The sequence below is a fragment of the Arthrobacter sp. B1I2 genome, assembly GCF_030816485.1.
Taxonomy (GTDB): domain Bacteria; phylum Actinomycetota; class Actinomycetes; order Actinomycetales; family Micrococcaceae; genus Arthrobacter.
This window is the reverse complement of the sequence record NZ_JAUSYC010000001.1, coordinates 2,753,840-2,769,607: the sequence shown is the minus strand read 5'-3', so window position 1 is coordinate 2,769,607 and position 15,768 is coordinate 2,753,840. Positions and strand designations below refer to the sequence as shown.

12 protein-coding genes are annotated in these 15,768 nt (G+C 56.5%); 8 read left to right on the top strand and 4 right to left on the bottom strand.

Features of this window, described 5'->3' with window-relative positions:
• Positions 1 to 80: 80 nt before the first annotated feature.
• Positions 81 to 644 (bottom strand): hypothetical protein, encoded by a 564-nt coding sequence (locus QFZ57_RS12900; RefSeq protein WP_306900540.1) that lies wholly within the window; start codon positions 642 to 644, stop codon positions 81 to 83.
• On the opposite strand from QFZ57_RS12900, the gene QFZ57_RS12895 reads away from it, so the two are divergent.
• Positions 634 to 1,422 (top strand): type I restriction endonuclease subunit R, EcoR124 family, encoded by a 789-nt coding sequence (locus QFZ57_RS12895; RefSeq protein WP_306900539.1) that lies wholly within the window; start codon positions 634 to 636, stop codon positions 1,420 to 1,422. The genes QFZ57_RS12900 and QFZ57_RS12895 overlap by 11 nt on opposite strands.
• A 345-nt stretch (positions 1,423 to 1,767) precedes the next feature.
• On the opposite strand, the gene QFZ57_RS21625 is transcribed toward QFZ57_RS12895, so the two are convergent.
• The gene (locus tag QFZ57_RS21625; RefSeq protein ID WP_373461244.1) at positions 1,768 to 2,844 is read right to left on the bottom strand and encodes a DUF2510 domain-containing protein; all 1,077 of its coding nucleotides are present in this window, start codon (positions 2,842 to 2,844) and stop codon (positions 1,768 to 1,770) included.
• A 200-nt stretch (positions 2,845 to 3,044) separates the two neighbouring features.
• The gene (locus QFZ57_RS12890; protein WP_306900538.1) at positions 3,045 to 3,797 is read right to left on the bottom strand and encodes a hypothetical protein; all 753 of its coding nucleotides are present in this window, start codon (positions 3,795 to 3,797) and stop codon (positions 3,045 to 3,047) included.
• A 507-nt stretch (positions 3,798 to 4,304) separates the two neighbouring features.
• Here QFZ57_RS12890 and QFZ57_RS12885 point away from each other — a divergent pair.
• The 5 genes from QFZ57_RS12885 (at position 4,305) to QFZ57_RS12870 (ending at position 8,525) form a co-directional block, all read left to right on the top strand.
• On the top strand, positions 4,305 to 6,170 hold the full coding sequence (locus tag QFZ57_RS12885; protein ID WP_306900537.1) for a DUF262 domain-containing protein: 1,866 nt from the start codon (positions 4,305 to 4,307) through the stop codon (positions 6,168 to 6,170).
• Positions 6,171 to 6,419: 249 nt separating this feature from the next.
• Positions 6,420 to 6,923, top strand: coding sequence for a hypothetical protein (locus QFZ57_RS12880; protein ID WP_306900536.1), 504 nt, complete (start codon positions 6,420 to 6,422; stop codon positions 6,921 to 6,923).
• 820 nt (positions 6,924 to 7,743) lie between these two features.
• Positions 7,744 to 8,016 carry a histone-like nucleoid-structuring protein Lsr2 gene (locus tag QFZ57_RS12875; RefSeq protein ID WP_373461243.1) on the top strand — a complete coding sequence of 91 codons (273 nt, stop codon included), beginning with the start codon at positions 7,744 to 7,746 and terminating at the stop codon, positions 8,014 to 8,016.
• Positions 8,013 to 8,072, top strand: a complete 60-nt coding sequence (locus tag QFZ57_RS21675) for a hypothetical protein (RefSeq protein ID WP_441296748.1) — start codon at positions 8,013 to 8,015, stop codon at positions 8,070 to 8,072. The genes QFZ57_RS12875 and QFZ57_RS21675 overlap by 4 nt, the downstream gene beginning before the upstream one ends.
• Before the next feature lie 135 nt (positions 8,073 to 8,207).
• Entirely contained in the window at positions 8,208 to 8,525 is a 318-nt protein-coding gene (locus QFZ57_RS12870) for a helix-turn-helix domain-containing protein (protein WP_306900535.1), read from the top strand.
• Positions 8,526 to 8,784: 259 nt separating this feature from the next.
• On the opposite strand, the gene QFZ57_RS12865 is transcribed toward QFZ57_RS12870, so the two are convergent.
• Positions 8,785 to 9,507 (bottom strand): recombinase family protein, encoded by a 723-nt coding sequence (locus QFZ57_RS12865; RefSeq protein WP_306900534.1) that lies wholly within the window; start codon positions 9,505 to 9,507, stop codon positions 8,785 to 8,787.
• A gap of 566 nt (positions 9,508 to 10,073) precedes the next feature.
• On the opposite strand from QFZ57_RS12865, the gene QFZ57_RS12860 reads away from it, so the two are divergent.
• Together QFZ57_RS12860 and QFZ57_RS12855 are read left to right on the top strand one after the other, a co-directional pair.
• Positions 10,074 to 11,309, top strand: coding sequence for a lipase/acyltransferase domain-containing protein (locus tag QFZ57_RS12860; protein ID WP_306900533.1), 1,236 nt, complete (start codon positions 10,074 to 10,076; stop codon positions 11,307 to 11,309).
• A 622-nt stretch (positions 11,310 to 11,931) separates the two neighbouring features.
• On the top strand, positions 11,932 to 15,645 hold the full coding sequence (locus QFZ57_RS12855) for a WD40 repeat domain-containing protein (RefSeq protein ID WP_306900532.1): 3,714 nt from the start codon (positions 11,932 to 11,934) through the stop codon (positions 15,643 to 15,645).
• Positions 15,646 to 15,768: the final 123 nt, after the last annotated feature.

The window sequence follows — 15,768 nt, the reverse complement described above, 5'->3', positions numbered from 1 at the left end:
ACATGGCCACTCATAGTGAATGCCTCCGACAAGTCCCGGTGCACCCCCTCCTTCTGTGGCAGCCTAGGACCCGCTGCAGCCTAGCTAACGTAAAGCTTGCCCACGGTTGCAGCAACATCTTGGGTGAGCAACTCAGCGAAGCTCTGGCCGTCCGCAGCGCTCCCCGGAGGAGCGCTGATCGCTGTTGCGTCAGCATACATAGGATGCCCCTGTATAAACCCGACCAGTGCGTGTATCAACTCCCTTCGCTTGGCTCGGGAAGTAGACCAAGTCGGTTGCGACGCATACTTGGTGTATCGGATGCATTGGCCCATCGCCGTATCGGCCCATTCTGTCGACGCCAGCCCATCCTCAACTTGCTTGTACCAATCGAGGGCAATCGCAAGGTCCACCCCTACGGGAGCAGGGATGGACACAACTTCTTTCAGTAGGTAGACGAAGTCCCGTAACTGAGGGGGAAAACCTTCGTTGAAGTAGAGACTGTGGTTGACTGTCGCTTCCAGTTCTTCGGGTACCCCTACCTCTTTTGCAGTAGAACCAAAACAGGCCAGTATCTGGTCGACAGCTTCCTGAGGACAACGCAGGTCCAATGATGCGATCGCACTGTTCGGCAACAAGGACGCCCGCGGGTTGGTGCTGCTCAAGTCATACAGTGAGTACTACAGCGACTATGCCGAGAAGGTCAGCGAGCTTGTCACTATGTTCCCGTTGGGCACGCCGATCATCGGGGAGTCAGCGCAAAAGGAGTTCATAGGCCTGTTTGATGCGATTTTGCGCCTGCAAAACATCCTTACGTCGTTCGACGAGTTCACCGGTCACGAGATTCTCAGCGACCGGCAGGGCCAGGACTACCGCAGCGTGTACCTGGACCTGTACGTCAATTTCCGCAAGGACAAGAACGCGGAAAAGGAACAGATCAATGACGACATCGTCTTCGAGATCGAGCTGATCAAACAGGTCGAGATCAACGTCGACTACATCCTCATGCTCGTTCAGAAATACCGCAGCGGACGCGGTGATGGCGACGATAAGGAAATCCGTGCAGAGATCACCCGAGCCGTGGATGCCAGCCCAACCCTGCGCAACAAGAAAGATCTTATCGAAGACTTCGTTGATTCTCTCTCAGCTGATGGGGAAATTGACCGGGAATGGAGGGCTTTCATCTTTGCCAAACGTGAAGCTGAGCTCAACGTTATTATCGAAGACGAGAACCTTCGCCCCGACGAAACGCGAATTTTCGTGGATACTGCGTTTCGTGATGGCCACATAGTTACCACCGGAACATCGATCACTAAAGTTCTCCCGCCAGTTTCGCGCTTTTCCGCAGCTGGCGGTCATGGCGAGAAAAAGCAAAGCGTGATTGCCAAACTCGGCGTGTCTTTTGAACGATTCTTCGGGCTGAGTTCGCCGACTGAAAACTGATCGCGGCCAGCAAGCCCCTACGTTTGGTCGTCCCTGAATCTCGTCAGCGCCAGTCTCGACGAATAGGTCGCCTTACGAAGGATACATCTCTGTCAACCCGGGAGGCTTGGATATGGCTGATGAAGACGATGTGTACCTCGAGCAGGTGGGACTTGTCCCCCGCCGACAGCATCCTCCCGATTCCCACCGTTGCCTAAAAACAATAAATATGCCCAACAAAGGAAACCAATAAGCGGCAAACCAGCGAAGGGCGTTGCGGCTGAGCCAGGCCCAAGGCCAACAAAGCCCCGCTGCAATGGAGCCGGGAGACCATGCGGCCATCTGCCCCTGACAGGAAATCGATTGCTAAAGCAGCGAATCGTGCTTGGTACGGCACCGTGGGGTGTACCAATCGACACGCTGTGCGTCTGGAGCGATAGCAGCAAAATGGTACACGCACGTATTCAAATTCGGGACCTGCGTCACTGTCACTTTGTCAAAAATTGTGGGAACGACTCTTGTTTCCAGCGCAAAGTCGGCACTTGAGGTCAAATATATTTCAATGGTCTGATCGTCTGGGGAAGCCAAATGGTCGATCACGCATGCCCAAGCGTTACCGCCTAAGCTGACGCTTCGGCCGCACGTTTCCGCGAATGTGCTGGCATGGATCCTGGCCAGTAGGGCCTGAGTGTATTTTGCGGCGTAAGTTGAGGCATCGTTTGTTGCCTCAGCGGGTGGGCTGGCTGTCGTTGGTTGGCTCGAGGTCGTCGGCGCCTCAACGGATGGGCTGGTCGTGGGTGCCTCCGGGGGCGGAGAAGCAATTGCTGTGGCTGTGGTATCAGGAGCCGCGGAAGTTGGTTCTGACTGAGCAGTTGGCGTTGCTAGGGCACTTGGGGTCGGAGTGGGGGTTACCAGGATAGAGGGCGCCGTTGGAGTTGGAGTCCCAGGAGCGCTAATTGTTGGCGAGGCGGCAACTGCCGACGTCGGTACAACCGGTTCTTTGTTGGCAACGGGGGCCGTCTCGCCAACAAGTAAGACTGACGCCAAGAGGCATACCACGCTTGCGCCGATGACAACGGCTCCTGCCCGCCGCCCCCTGATATGGGCCCAAGACCTGCGCCCGGTCAGCAGGGTATATAGGCCAGTCAGAAGCAGGAGGAACATCGCCAAGGCAAGCCAAACAAAAAACCCCCCGGTTGCCGCGAAAGGGACCAGAAGCAGAGCCAGTAGGCCAAGTGCGACGTATGTGGAAGCTCCCAGCCGCCCGAGAAACCCGTGCACAGCCGGCTTTGTCGCGCTGCTCGACTGATCTCGACTTCGGGAGCTAGGATCGTCCGCACTGGCTTCTACTGGGCGCACGTGCGGCGTCCATTCTTTTCCGTCCCACCAACGTTGGTGTGCGGGAACGTTAGGATCTGGATACCATCCAGCTGGCCAGACCATTCTGATGCACCGACTCCGTATCGCTTCCAGGTGCATAACTGAGGAATACCACCATCATAGAACCAGCCATGTAGGCAGCGGGAGGTGGGTTACCAGCAATGTCTGGCTATCGATCACAAGTGCCAGGGCAGCGCGATGCCCGGCAGGTAGCCGCCGCACCAACGCGGTATAGCTCGCCCAGCATATGGGACTTGAATCGACTAACCGGTAGCGTCAGTGAGGTTACCGGCACCGTTCAGCTTCCACTTATTGCCTGATGGGTCCGTGAATGTCGCAAACGTTCGGGCCGCCACCCAGGCTTTGGCATCGGCCTCATCGCTGTGAGGCCATTCGTTTCCCGAAATCTGCCAAGTGATTCGGGCACCATGATTCACGCTGCTGAAATTCGCCGTTTTCCTGTCGTCCTGCAATTGCCGGAAGTTTTCCGGGGTGTCAGGTACTTTGAAATCCACTTCCGTATACTGAATGTTCCTGTAAGGGAAGACCAGTGTGCAGGTCACAACGAATGGCTGCGCGTTAACAAACTCCGTGCCTGGGTCAGCCTTGCGACGGCCGGCAGAAACGTTCAGTTCCACAGCTTTGGCGTCCTTTTGTTTTGCCTCTAAAGCCTCAGCCTTCCGCGCTGCGGCTTGATTCTGCTCCTCGGCCTCCTCCTTCTCCTTTTGCTTGTTGTGCTGCTCAAGCTGAGCATCGACGGACCTCCTTTGAACCCTTAAGGCAGCGATTGCACCGACGAAGCCCAAGAACGTTACAGAAGCACCAACCCAATCTGCGACCGGGCCCCACTCGGTTGCCAAGGGCGCAGAGTCACGCACCAAGGCAACCCATGCGGCCACGAGCAGACCAACTAAACCAGCGGATACAAGCAACAGAACTTGTTCTAGACCTGTACGTTCGGCCCAAATGGTGTCCCCAACGGCGCGCGCAATCTTCTTCACTTCGGACTTCTTCACGTTGCAATTCTGGCGCATCCGAGAGTTGTCCCATTCTGGAGACCGAAACAGCGTCTAGGCGCCACCCACTACGTGAGAGCTTCCGACCTCCTTGGTCAGGCGCTGATGCCCTTCATACATGCCAGCGCAATTGCTCGTCTACGGTGACCCGACTCTGGCGAGGTGGAGCTTGGACTTTGTGTCGACGGTGACCTCCAGCCCAGACGCGGCCTTGAACTTGCGGCCGCTGACGCAGTCGTGAAGCTCGGAACCTCGGTCGCTGGCCCGGAGCCACGCCCCAAGCTAGTCCAGCAGGGCGAGGCCTCTGGAACAGAGGCCTCGCCATCGCTTGTGTCTGCGGCTCCGCCTCCCGCTGCCCCGGCAGCAACTTTCAGGCCCTGGCCTCACGTTCCAGGAGAACTGGGGGCCACCCCGGTTGCGAAGTCCGAGGATCAGGAAGGTTGCTAGAATCCCGTCTGGAAGTCAGGGAGAGACAACCTGATCGGCCGAGATCGCCGGGAGCAATGCATGAGCGACACTCACAGCACCATTGACCGCACCATCGACGGCGTCGCAAAGACGATCGCCGAAGTACTGGAAAAGAAGAAGTACTCGATCGACTATTACCAGCGTGAGTACAAATGGGAGTCCAAGCAGCTCGCCGAGCTAGTCGCCGACCTGACCACGAAGTTTCTCGACCTCTACGAGCCTGGCCATTCGCGCAAGGACGTGGCCAAGTATGCTGGCTACTTCCTGGGTTCCATCATCATCTCCCAAAAGGGAAGCCAGCCGTTCATCGTCGATGGCCAGCAGCGACTCACCAGCCTTACCCTGTTACTCACTTTCTTACGCCGTCTGCAGCAGGGCCGTGACGACGAAGTCGACGTCGACCAGCTGATCTACTCGGAGAAATTCGGCGAAAAGTCCTTCAACCTCGACGTCCCTGACCGCACGGACTGCATGAAGGAACTCTTCGATTCCGGCGCGTACGAGCCACGCCCGGACGCATCCGAGTCAGTCCACACCCTCGCGGGACGGTACAGCGAGCTGGACGAACTTTTCCCGGATGAGCTGAGGAACGAGGTGCTGCCGTTTTTTATCGACTGGCTCAAGGACCGGGTCCAGTTCGTGCAAATCACTGCATACACCGACGATGATGCGTACGCGATCTTCGAGACGATGAATGACCGCGGACTCAAACTAACCCCGGCCGACATGCTCAAGGGCTATCTCCTTGCCAACATGGAAGACGGCAAGCCCCGCACCACGGCAAACGAGCTCTGGCGCAAACGACTCCGCACCCTCGACGACCAGGCCGACGACGCCAGCTCCGATTTCCTGAAGACTTGGCTCCGAAGCCAATACTCAAAAAAGATCCGCGAACGCAAGAAAGGGGCAAAGCCGGAAGACTGGGACCGTATCGGAACGGAGTTTCACCGCTGGCTCCGCGGGGCCCAGGATGGTATTGGCCTCAGCTCAAAAACAGACTTCTACGAGTTCGTGACCCGTGACCTCGACTTTTACAGCCACCAGTACGAGCGCATACTCCGGGCATCAAGGGGAACATTCCACCCCGACAGCCCGCTGCGTTTCGTGCGTTACAACAGTGACCTCGGCTTCACCCTGCAGGATCAGCTCCTCTTGGCCCCACTTCGGGTCGAGGACAGCAAACAGGTTATTGACCAGAAGCTGGAGATCGTTGGCCGGTTCACCGATATCCTGCTCGCCTGGCGGATCTGGAACTTCCGAGCCACCGCCTATTCGACGATGCAGTACGCGATGTTCAATGTCATGCGCGACATCCGGGGGCTCGCGGCCGCCGAACTCGCCACCGTGCTCCGCGAGGCCCTGCTCAAGATTGACGAGAACTTCGACAGCAACGACCACCTGCACGTCCACCAACAAAACCGCGGGCAACTCCACAAGATCCTCGCGCGGATCACGGACCACATCACCGTCCGCTCCGGCCTTCCCTCCCCCTACATCGAGCTGACCAACGGCACAAACGTACGCTACGAAGTAGAGCATATTTGGGCCAATCACCCCGAACGCCACGTCGACGAGTTCAGTCATGAAGCAGACTTTGCACGACACCGAAACCGCATCGGCGACCTATTGCTACTGCCGAAGCAGTTCAACGCGAGCTACAACGATGACACCTATGAGAAGAAGCTGCCTCATTACTACGGTCAGAACTTGCTCGCGGCCAGCCTCAACCCGCTGAGCTACGAGAAGAATCCCGGCTTTGTGGCCTTCGCCAAGTCCAGCCAGCTGCCGTTCAAGCCCTACAAGCAGTTCAAAGCCGCCGACGTCGTAGAGCGCGGCGATCTGTACCGCGACATCGCCAAGCAAATCTGGAACCCCGACGATCTCCCTGCTGTTGCGAAGGGCTAAGAGTTCATGGCTGCAGCGCATGCAATTCAAGGCGCAACCTGCCCGACCTTCGCCATGGCGTTCGTCGTCTTGGGTAGGCCGTGCCTGTCGGGGTGCCCGGTGTGCCCGCTTGTACTTTCACAGCCGCGAGGACGGCCATCAGAGCTGCCTTGGGTGATGGTGCGGCCGCCGGTGACCCGGCGCTAACCGGCCGCGACAGGAGTACGATTCACTCCAAGCCGGAAGCCATCCCCTCACACGGAGGATCCTTTGAGCTATCAGCAATACTTCGTCGTGATCGCGCTGGTGATACCCGTGTTCTATCTGGCCCACATCGTTCAATTCAGGGAGTCTTCGACGCAGGGTGCCGTCAAGACTAAAGAAAAGCTGGTCGTACTTTATAACCTGGTCGTGCTCGGTAGCTCTGTTCTGGCTGAAGGAGCTGCACTGCAACTCATTTGGACAACCGGCCTGCCAACGTACGCTGAGGTAAATTGGCCTGACGAGTCACTGACCGCGGCAAAGCAGTGGATGCTCGCGCTGGTCGGCCTGCTGATTTTCGGCTCCCTGGCACCGGCCTTATTCGCTGGACCAAAGGAGAAGCTACCTGCCCACAAGAAAGAAGCGATTCCCGCCCTGGACGCTCAGCTGCAAGCTTCCCAACCGGCTGGTTCAGGATCAGCGGCCCGAACGATGATGGCTGTTGGGCTCACTTCACTGTTCACCGCGGCTCTGATGGTCCGGGGGCAAATGCGTCAACATAAAAAACGTTAGCCCGAAGCCGCCTGACGGTCAGTTCGCCGCAGACGACCACGACATCGCTGTCCTGGTGCTGCGGCCGGTCGGAGTACCAGTAACGCTTCGAGACCGTTTTCGTCACATCACAACGGCACATAGCCTTATCCTCCCCGGTTCCCACCGTTGCCTAAAAACAATAAATACGCCCAACCAAAGGAAACCAATAAGCGGCAGACCAGCTTGGGGCGTAGCGGCTGAGCCTCCGCAGCTTTGACACTGAATTCCTTTTATCGTCTTGTTGCGGGCACTCGTTGCAGCTCATTAGGATCACCAACCGAGAAACACGGCGCTGGCGCCGGATCCCGCCTTAAGGCCTCCCGCAAAGGCCCAAAGGCCAACAAAGACCCGCTGCAATGGAGCCGGGAGACCATGCGGCGATCTGCCCCTGACAGGAAATCGATGGCTAAAGCAGCGAATCGTGCTTGGTACGGCATCGTTGGTTGTACCAATCGACACGCTGTGCGTCTGGAGCGATAGCAGCAAAATGGTATACGCACGTATTCAAATCCAGGACCTGCGTCACTGTCACTTTGTCGAAAATTGTGGGAACGCCTTTTGTTTTGAGCGAGAAGTTGGCACCTGAGGTCAGATGTATCTCGATGGTCTGGTCATCAGGGGAAGATAGATGATCGATCACGCACGCCCAGGCGTTACCGACTTACCCGAATAGCGGAAAGTCAGATTGGGGCACGCTGCCGTCCTGATCCGATAGATTGTTGTTCGCCTTCTTCAGTCGCGTGACCTAGAGATGGTGGATATAGAGCTCGCTTACCTTGTCGGCTGATAGCCTTTATTCATGGCAAAAAAGACAGTAGTCCTTCTTGAGGACGACATTGACGGCTCGGAAGCCAGTCAGACGGTATCCTTCGCCCTCGACGGTACCGAATACGAGATTGATTTGAATGACAGCCATGCCAATGAACTCCGGGAAGCTTTAGCGCATTTTACAAGCGCGGGCCGAAAGTTGTCCGGCGGGCGTACTCGTCCAATTATTCGGCATCGGTCCGCCCAAGGAGGCCCGGACGCTAAAGCCGTCCGGCAATGGGCGACTGAAATGGCATCCAGGTGAATAGCCGCGGACGCATCCAGGCTGAGGTCTTGGAGCAGTTCGAAGCAGCCCACTAAAGAACTTCGAGCAGATTGCGAGGGGGGTTCCGAACTTCAGGTAATTCGGACCTGCCCCTCAGCTGGTGGTTCCGAAAGCCTAATGGTTGTCAGGTGAGTGACAATGCGTTGCCAAAGCGCCCCAGGTTTTTGACTATGTCTCAGGTTGCAGACGAGCTGTTCGTTGGCCTGCCTACTGTTCGCCAGTTACTGGGAACCGGGGAGCTACGTGGATTCCAGGTTGGTGGCCGGGGATTGTGGCGTGTGGCTGTCAAGGATCTTGAGGACTACATCGAGCGGGCTTACCTCAAGACTGCTGAGCGCGTAGCCACCGGCGCAGTGTCCGAAGAGGACACGTCTACGATATTGAGTACAACAACCGCGCAGTGGGGGTACCCATTGCCCTCCCCATGGGAGTGCCGGGGCAGGCCCTCTGCGATGCGTGACCTCCGGGAACGGCGCAGCAATCTCTGAAAGTGCCGTGGTCCCACCCAGGTGGCCAGCAACCTCCTCGCTATTGGTGGTCAATTCTTCAATGGTGACCTCGACGATGTCGTCCACGTCGTTGACGTCGGCGTTCCCATCGAAGGTGGTCCTAGTCGTGCGATCATCTTGATACACCGCCCTTACAACTATGCTCTCCCCGTCCGGGGCGAGTGCAACCTCCAATTGTTTGACAAGTTCCAGGTACCGGTCCGAGTTCAAGTGATCGCGCAACTCTTGTTCGATTTCCCTAACAAGCCACGGTTTTGTCATCGTTCAATCCTTCCCAAGGGCACCCATCCAGGTCTGATTCTCCGCTCCTGGAAACGATGATTTTCTTGATTGTTGCGGCGTACCATCGGGCTCCGCCCTGAGCGGTCGGAACGCCTCGATCATTCAACTCATTGGCGATAGCGCTCAGGGATCGTCCAAGTCCGCGCAAATTGACTATTTCGTCTGAGACTCCTGTGGCAAGGCTTCGAGGCCTGCCAAGCTTGACGCCTTCGGCCCGTCGCTGGGCCATCCCTTCGCGCGTGCGCGCCCCAATAAGCTCCCTCTCGTACTGTGCGGCAGACGCCAAGACATTGCCCGTAAAGCGGCCTGCAGCGTCCGACGTGTCGATGTTAGGAGAAAGAAGGGCAAGACCCCAGCCTTTGCGGCCAGCCCGGTCGAGCAGTCCGGCGAAGTCAGCCACAGAACGGCTAACTCGGTCAAGTCTCACAGAAAGGAGATAGTCAGCCTGCCCAGAATCCAATTTCGCCAATGCCAATTGCAGACCTGGACGCTTCAAGCTTTTCGCACTGACTCCCTCGTCTGCAATAACTTCAACGTCCCAATTCCTCATAGCAGCCTCCGCTGCAAGCACATTTTTTTGTGCTTCCAACGAAGCGCCCTGTTCGGCTTGCTCGAGAGTGGAGACGCGTGTATACGCTATTGCGAGGGGCTTTCTCCGACCGCAGGGGGTCTTTTCCACACTTCCATTATACCAATGGTTCCATTGGTATATAAAGGTCGGACTCGCCCCAGTCGCTACTAGGCGACTTTTTTCAAGACCAATTCGGCCATGCCAAGCACCTTAGTGCGACAATCGAGACACCTAATTACCTGACAGCCCGTCGGGTTAGCAATATCCTCAGCCCGTCAGATCAATAGCGGATGGAACTGGGCATGCCGTCAAGTTACTGGGCGATGCGTTGACAGCCCTCCTCGGGTAGGAGGATCCTGTGGCATAGCGTGGTTCAGCATAGGGGCACGGTCTCATGAGGGGATTCAGGAGGGCCTGGCTTGGCGGTGCGAGGAACGCTAAAGGACATTGTGGTGGTGCTCCCGGGAATAACTGGTAGCACTCTTTACAGCAGCTCTGGAGGGCTTCGAACTCCCCTCTGGGAGCAATCGCCGGGAGCGGCTTGGCAACTTCTTGTAGAAGGCGAGCAAACTATCGGCCAACTTGTCGTTCCGGCACATGATCCGATAGACGAAGTACCACACACTCCTGTGCGTCCCCAGAGTCTTATGCCAGGTTTTCACGGGGTTTACGGGATGGGCAGGATTGCCGGCTACGAGTATCTTCTAAAATCACTGGCCAGATCGCTAAACCTCACCGCAGGCAACGCCTTTGATGATGCCCCGGCCAATCTTATTGCCTTCCCTTACGATTGGCGGCTTAGTTGTAGATATAACGCGCGGCAGTTGAAGGCTGTCGTTGATAGGAAGCTCCAGCTGTGGCGAATTCACTCAGGGGAACCCGGCGCAAAGGTCATCCTAATCGCTCACAGCATGGGTGGTCTCGTGGCCCGGTATTATCTCGAGGTTACGGGTGATGCTGAAGACAGGGGCGACGGCCAATGGCGCAAATGTCGGGCCTTATTCTCCTTTGGCACGCCCTATCGGGGTTCTATTGACGCCGTCGGGTATGTAGCTAATGGCTACAAGAAGCTTTTCCACGATTTTACCGAAATGCTGAGGAGTTGCCCGTCAGTTTACGAGCTAATGCCTGTTTACCGGGCAATAAACCATAACGGCACCTGGAAGCGACCTTATGATATAGACATTCCGAATGCCACTCCCGGCTACTTAAATGCTGCTAAAGTATTCCACGATGAAATTAAAGCTGCAACTGCAATGCATGCTAGGGATCCCGACTATGCAAAGGACGCTTACAAGACGTTTCCGCTTGTAGGCGTGGGGCAAACTACTCTTCAGTCTGCCAACTTCTCCGGGAGCTCGTTGAGCACGAGTTGGACGGTGCCAGAATCAATAGACAATCTTCTAGCGGGCGGCGACGGCACCGTTCCTCGGGTATCCGCCACCCCCATTGAGCTCTCGGAAGATCAAAGGGAGACGTTCCTAGGTGAGCGGCATGGCTTCCTGCAGAGTAGTGCGACGCTGTTGGACGACCTGTTCGAACGGGTAAAACAGGTGCAATCCCGGGGGCTTGCCGAAATTCAAGGCGGGGGCCAGCTGCGTTTAAATCCCATTGATTTGCTTCTTGACGACCTTTACGAGCCGAACGAGCCGATAGTTATTCGGGCTCGTGTTGGCACGATGGACCCAGCCCATACCCTTGTCGCTGACATCCAGCAAGTCGAAGGTCTGCAGGCAGGCCCACCTGACCGGCACTTCTTGGCAGAAGGGCTAGATCACTACCACGAAGCAAAGATTGAAGGGCTGTCACCTGGTAGATACACCGTTACGGTTGGCACAGACAGTGGGCGCTTACCGCGCCCCACTCCGGTGCATGGAACATTCGATGTAGTAGGCAAAGTGGGTTGGTGACATGGTCTGGGCTCCTTGGTCGAAGATCGATGAGAAGGGCCTGGCTCGCTACGTCCGAGCCGACCTAGCTGACCAGGTAACAATACGTACTGACGGCGCCAGTTCTGCCGAAACTATGCTCGCATCCCAAGATTACCGTGGCTTAGTCCGTGCACTGTATGAGGCGTTGTGCGATAGAGACATCTATTGGTCCCGAGAGGCCTATCACCCAGAAAGGATGATTCAAATCGTCCGTGACCCAGATACCATACTGGGTGGCGCACGAGATGGGACTTGTCTTGATCTCGCGTTGTTATTCGCGGGAGCGGCGCTGGGGAAGGGCCTCCTTCCGCTGGTCGCGGTCCTCGACGGGCATGCTCTCGTAGCCGTGTCTCTACTCACCCAGCGCAGTGCCAGCGACAGCTGGAAGCGTGAGCAACCGTTGCAAGATGGCGGGGAGGGCACCGCCTGGTGGCAGGACAGCGGTGTCCTCACTGACCGGGCTTTACTGATGGAGCTAGTCGACAGTGGATGTTATCTCTTAGTCGAATGCACGGGCCTTTCGAATAGCAAAGGTGCGCTCTCGGAACAATGGCCCGAAGGGCAAGGCAGAGTAAATGGTTTGCTGCCGTGGGAGCGCTCCGTGGCTGCAGGCCGGGAACAACTTGACAAACGGGAGTTTCGATTTGCCATCGATGTGGCTTATCTTCAAGATGTCCTGAAGATCGGTGAGGCGATAGAAACCCCGGAAAAGCACGAAGAGGACGTTCTCCTACGGACGAACTTCAGCCAGCTACTGGACGATCCAGATTACGCTGTTTTCGCGGGCCGCGACGACGCGTTTCAAGTTATCGAGACATTTCTCGCTGGACCATCTGCCGTCTTAGCAGTCACTGCCCCCGCAGGCCTTGGTAAAACCGCCCTTCTTGCCGAACTAGTGCGGCGCCAGCCCTCCGATTCCGTTTATCATTTCTTCAATGCACGATACGAAAACGGTGAATGGCTGGATGAAGTCTTCTTCCTGCGTAGCATGATCCAGCAATTCGACCCAGGCGGCGGAAGCCGAGCAAAGATGGATCTCGCTTCCTTACGAGCGATATACCGGCGCTTTTTACTCCGTTCAGGATCAGTGGCTTCTTTTCAGAGCGCCAAGCCAAAAACAATTATTCTCGACGGTTTAGACGAAGTACGAGGATGGTCGCCTGCAACGTATATCTCCGGGCGTCTTGCGGATGACACTCACGTGATTGTGAGTATTCGCGATACCGGCCAAGACTGGCACGAAGATTACCAACTGCGTAGGACTACCGTCACAGAGCTACCCCTTCAGGGCTTCGACGGTACGGCGGTCGCGGCGGTCTTTGAAGCCACTGGCGACCTTTCATCCGATCTAATTCGGCAACCTGGAGCTGTGTCTACGATCATGGATAGAGCGGCATACGTGCAGGATGGCGTCGACAGGAGATCCGGTTCATCATTTCCTTCAGCGGATCCCCTTTACGTCCGGTTTCTAGCTGAGGACGCCAACACCCCCGGAGTTACCCTTCAGGACCTTACTTCAAAACCTAGGGGTTTAAGCTCATATCTTGACCGATGGTGGTTAGAACTTTGTAACGTTGCAGGCGACCAGGTTCCGATCAAATTGTTTGCGGTTCTTACCGTCTCTTTTGGCCCTCTGACGCGCGATGACTTGGCCGCTGCGGTACCCGAGCATGTGAATGATCCCCTTGGGTATACAACGGACTGGTTTGAACGCAAGCTGCTGCCGAGGATCCGAAGAGTTGTTTCTGGCAACAACTCGATTGGCTACTCGTTGACGCACCCCCGATTACGTCAGCACTTTCTGGAAAAATTCACCCCTACTTTACTCAACGAAGCTCGCCAAGATCTCTTGAATTATTGCAGCGCATGGTCCGAATCCGAAAGCCGCTACGGCGTAACGAACTATCCCTTCCATCTAGCAGAGCTTGACCCCGGGTCGCTTCCTGCCCTTTGTGAAGACTTCGGCTACCTCGAACGCGCCATCCGTACCTTGGGAGTCGATCGTGTGGCCGGTAACTTGCGAAAAATATGCGCTCTGCCAGAGATAAAAGGCGCAGTTGAGGATTCTTCGAGGAAAATAGTCCACCTCCTTGACCTCGAGGCTCATCATCTGAGGCCACCTTTCTTCGTGGATGACGATGGCTATTGTGCCAGGCAACTTGGAATGCAGGCCCTCATTAATTCCGACCTTGACCTCGGCGGGCGAGCGCAAAACTTCTTAGCCAGCATCTCGGATAGCACTTTGGTTCCTATTTGGTCCGCTGGTGCAGCAAGTCCTGCCCTAAAGCGGACCTTCGAGGGCCATACTCACCGAATCAGCTCGGTTTGCATGACCCCTGACGGCAGTCGTGCTGTTAGCGGCGCGTGGGATAACGAAGTCCGAGTCTGGGATCTAGAAGAAGGGGTTCCGCTGCTCACTCTCGACGGACACACTGATCATGTCTTGTGCGTGGCAGTGTCGATGGACGGGACAACCGCTATATCTGGGGGCCGGGACAAGACGGCCATCTTATGGGATCTCAGAACCAGGCAAGTTGTTTCAGTCTTGCAAGGCCACTCCCAAGCAGTTACGGCTGTTGCCATCTCTGCAAGCGGTGACACAGCATTCACGGCGAGCTGGGATGGAACCGCAAGAATCTGGCCAATAATATCTGGCCAGGCAAGCAAAGTTTTGGAAGGTCATCGCGGCCCGATCACCGCCTTTGCTGTGAGCCCGCAAGGAGACTTCGTTGTTACTGGGGGCCTGGACGCGACTGTCCGCATTTGGGACGCCGATTCAGGGGTGCAGCGTCCGCAACTGGTCGGACATGTGGGCTCGATTCACTCGATAGCGATCGAACCGGGTGGAAAACGGATCCTCACTGGAGCCGACGACGCCACTGCTCTGCTTTGGAGTGTCGAAACTGGAAAGGTTCTATCGACGCTGAAGGGTCACTCGCTGGGCATCAAAGCAACCTCCTTCTATTCAGATGGCCTCCACGCGCTGACCGGTAGTGATGACCAAACAGCAAAACTTTGGGATCTCACGACCGGCGACGTGATCCAAACGTTCCGGGGGCATAGTGGGCATGTAAACGGCGTGCTACCGGTGTTGCATGACTCGGCTGCGCTAACCGCAAGCTGGGACGGTACGATTCGCGTTTGGAACACTGACACTGGATCGGTGATTCAGGTCCTCGACGCTCACAACAACGCCGTCACGGCGGTGGCTTCCAATCGGGAAGGAACGCAATGTGTCACGGCCAGTATCGACCGCAAGATCCGTCATTGGGACGTCCCTGCTACGGCATTAACCCGACGTCTCCGAGGCCACTCAGATCGGGTGCTCTCGGCAGCCCTGTCGGGAAGCAATGAAACCCTCGTAACCACTAGTAGTGACGGAACTGTCATAGTTTGGGATCTTGCGAACGGCGAGGAATTGCATAGGCTCTCCGCGCACTCAGGACGGGTTACAGGTCTGTCTGTTTCACCCGATGGCTCGCGGGGCCTTACTACCGACGCTCAAGGCACCGTTATGTACTGGGATCTTTCCGCTGGTCGGTTGCTGCTGACACTCAGAGGCCAAAGATTCAACTCAAGCATTCTTTCGCCCGAAGCTGACAGGGCTATGACAGTTGGCACGGATGGGGCCGCAACCTTATGGGACCTGCGAGACGGCCACAAGATTCATACACTAAGAGCTCATTCGAACTCAGCGCTATCTGTGGCCATTACCCCTGACGGACAGCGTGCAGTAACTACGGGTTCCGATTCCACGGCTTGTCATTGGGACCTTACGAACGGTGAGATGCTGCACATTCTAAGGGGTCACACGGGGCGTGTGGTTTCGGTTGTCATCACCCCGGATGGGACACGTGCACTGACGGCCAGTAACGACGGCAGTGTGCGTCAGTGGAATCTGATAACTGGAAAGAGTATGCACACCCTTCGCGGCCTCACTGACGGGAAAACGTCTTTGATAGGAAGTGTTTCCCTCGACAAGAGCGGGACGCGAGCACTTACCGGGGGGAAAGATGGGGTTGCCCGTCTGTGGGACCTGAGGACAGGCACTTTGTTGCGCGAGCTAAGCGGCCACAATCGTCCCCTCACTTCAGTGGTTATATCGGACGATGGCATGCATGCCATGACCACAGGCTGGGACTCTACGGCCAGGATCTGGAACCTTGATTCATTCGATCAAGAGCAGCAAGTTGCTCTAGGTTCGGTAGCAACGTGTGGCGTTTGGTCCACCATCGGAGGTTCTACGACGGCAGTCTTAGGCGAAGAGTCCGGCACGGTCACCGTCTTTAGGGGAACACCACGAACCCCTGCCTAAACCGCCAACATGACCTAATTGTTCGCTTCCCTCATAAGGTGGGCAAATCAGCGAAAGGACAACAGCTTCAAGCTCGAGGAACTACCTGTCCGAGATTGTAAAGCCGGGGCCGCCGCCCACGAA

What these genes read in the sequence shown, in the direction of transcription:
- QFZ57_RS12885 (WP_306900537.1), top strand. Translation starts at nt 4,305, where the DNA reads ATGAGCGACACTCACAGCACCATTGACCGCACCATCGACGGCGTCGCA.
- QFZ57_RS12875 (WP_373461243.1), top strand. Translation starts at nt 7,744, where the DNA reads ATGGCAAAAAAGACAGTAGTCCTTCTTGAGGACGACATTGACGGCTCG.
- QFZ57_RS21625 (WP_373461244.1), bottom strand. Translation starts at nt 2,844, where the DNA reads ATGGTCTGGCCAGCTGGATGGTATCCAGATCCTAACGTTCCCGCACAC.
- QFZ57_RS12870 (WP_306900535.1), top strand. Translation starts at nt 8,208, where the DNA reads ATGTCTCAGGTTGCAGACGAGCTGTTCGTTGGCCTGCCTACTGTTCGC.
- QFZ57_RS12860 (WP_306900533.1), top strand. Translation starts at nt 10,074, where the DNA reads ATGGGCAGGATTGCCGGCTACGAGTATCTTCTAAAATCACTGGCCAGA.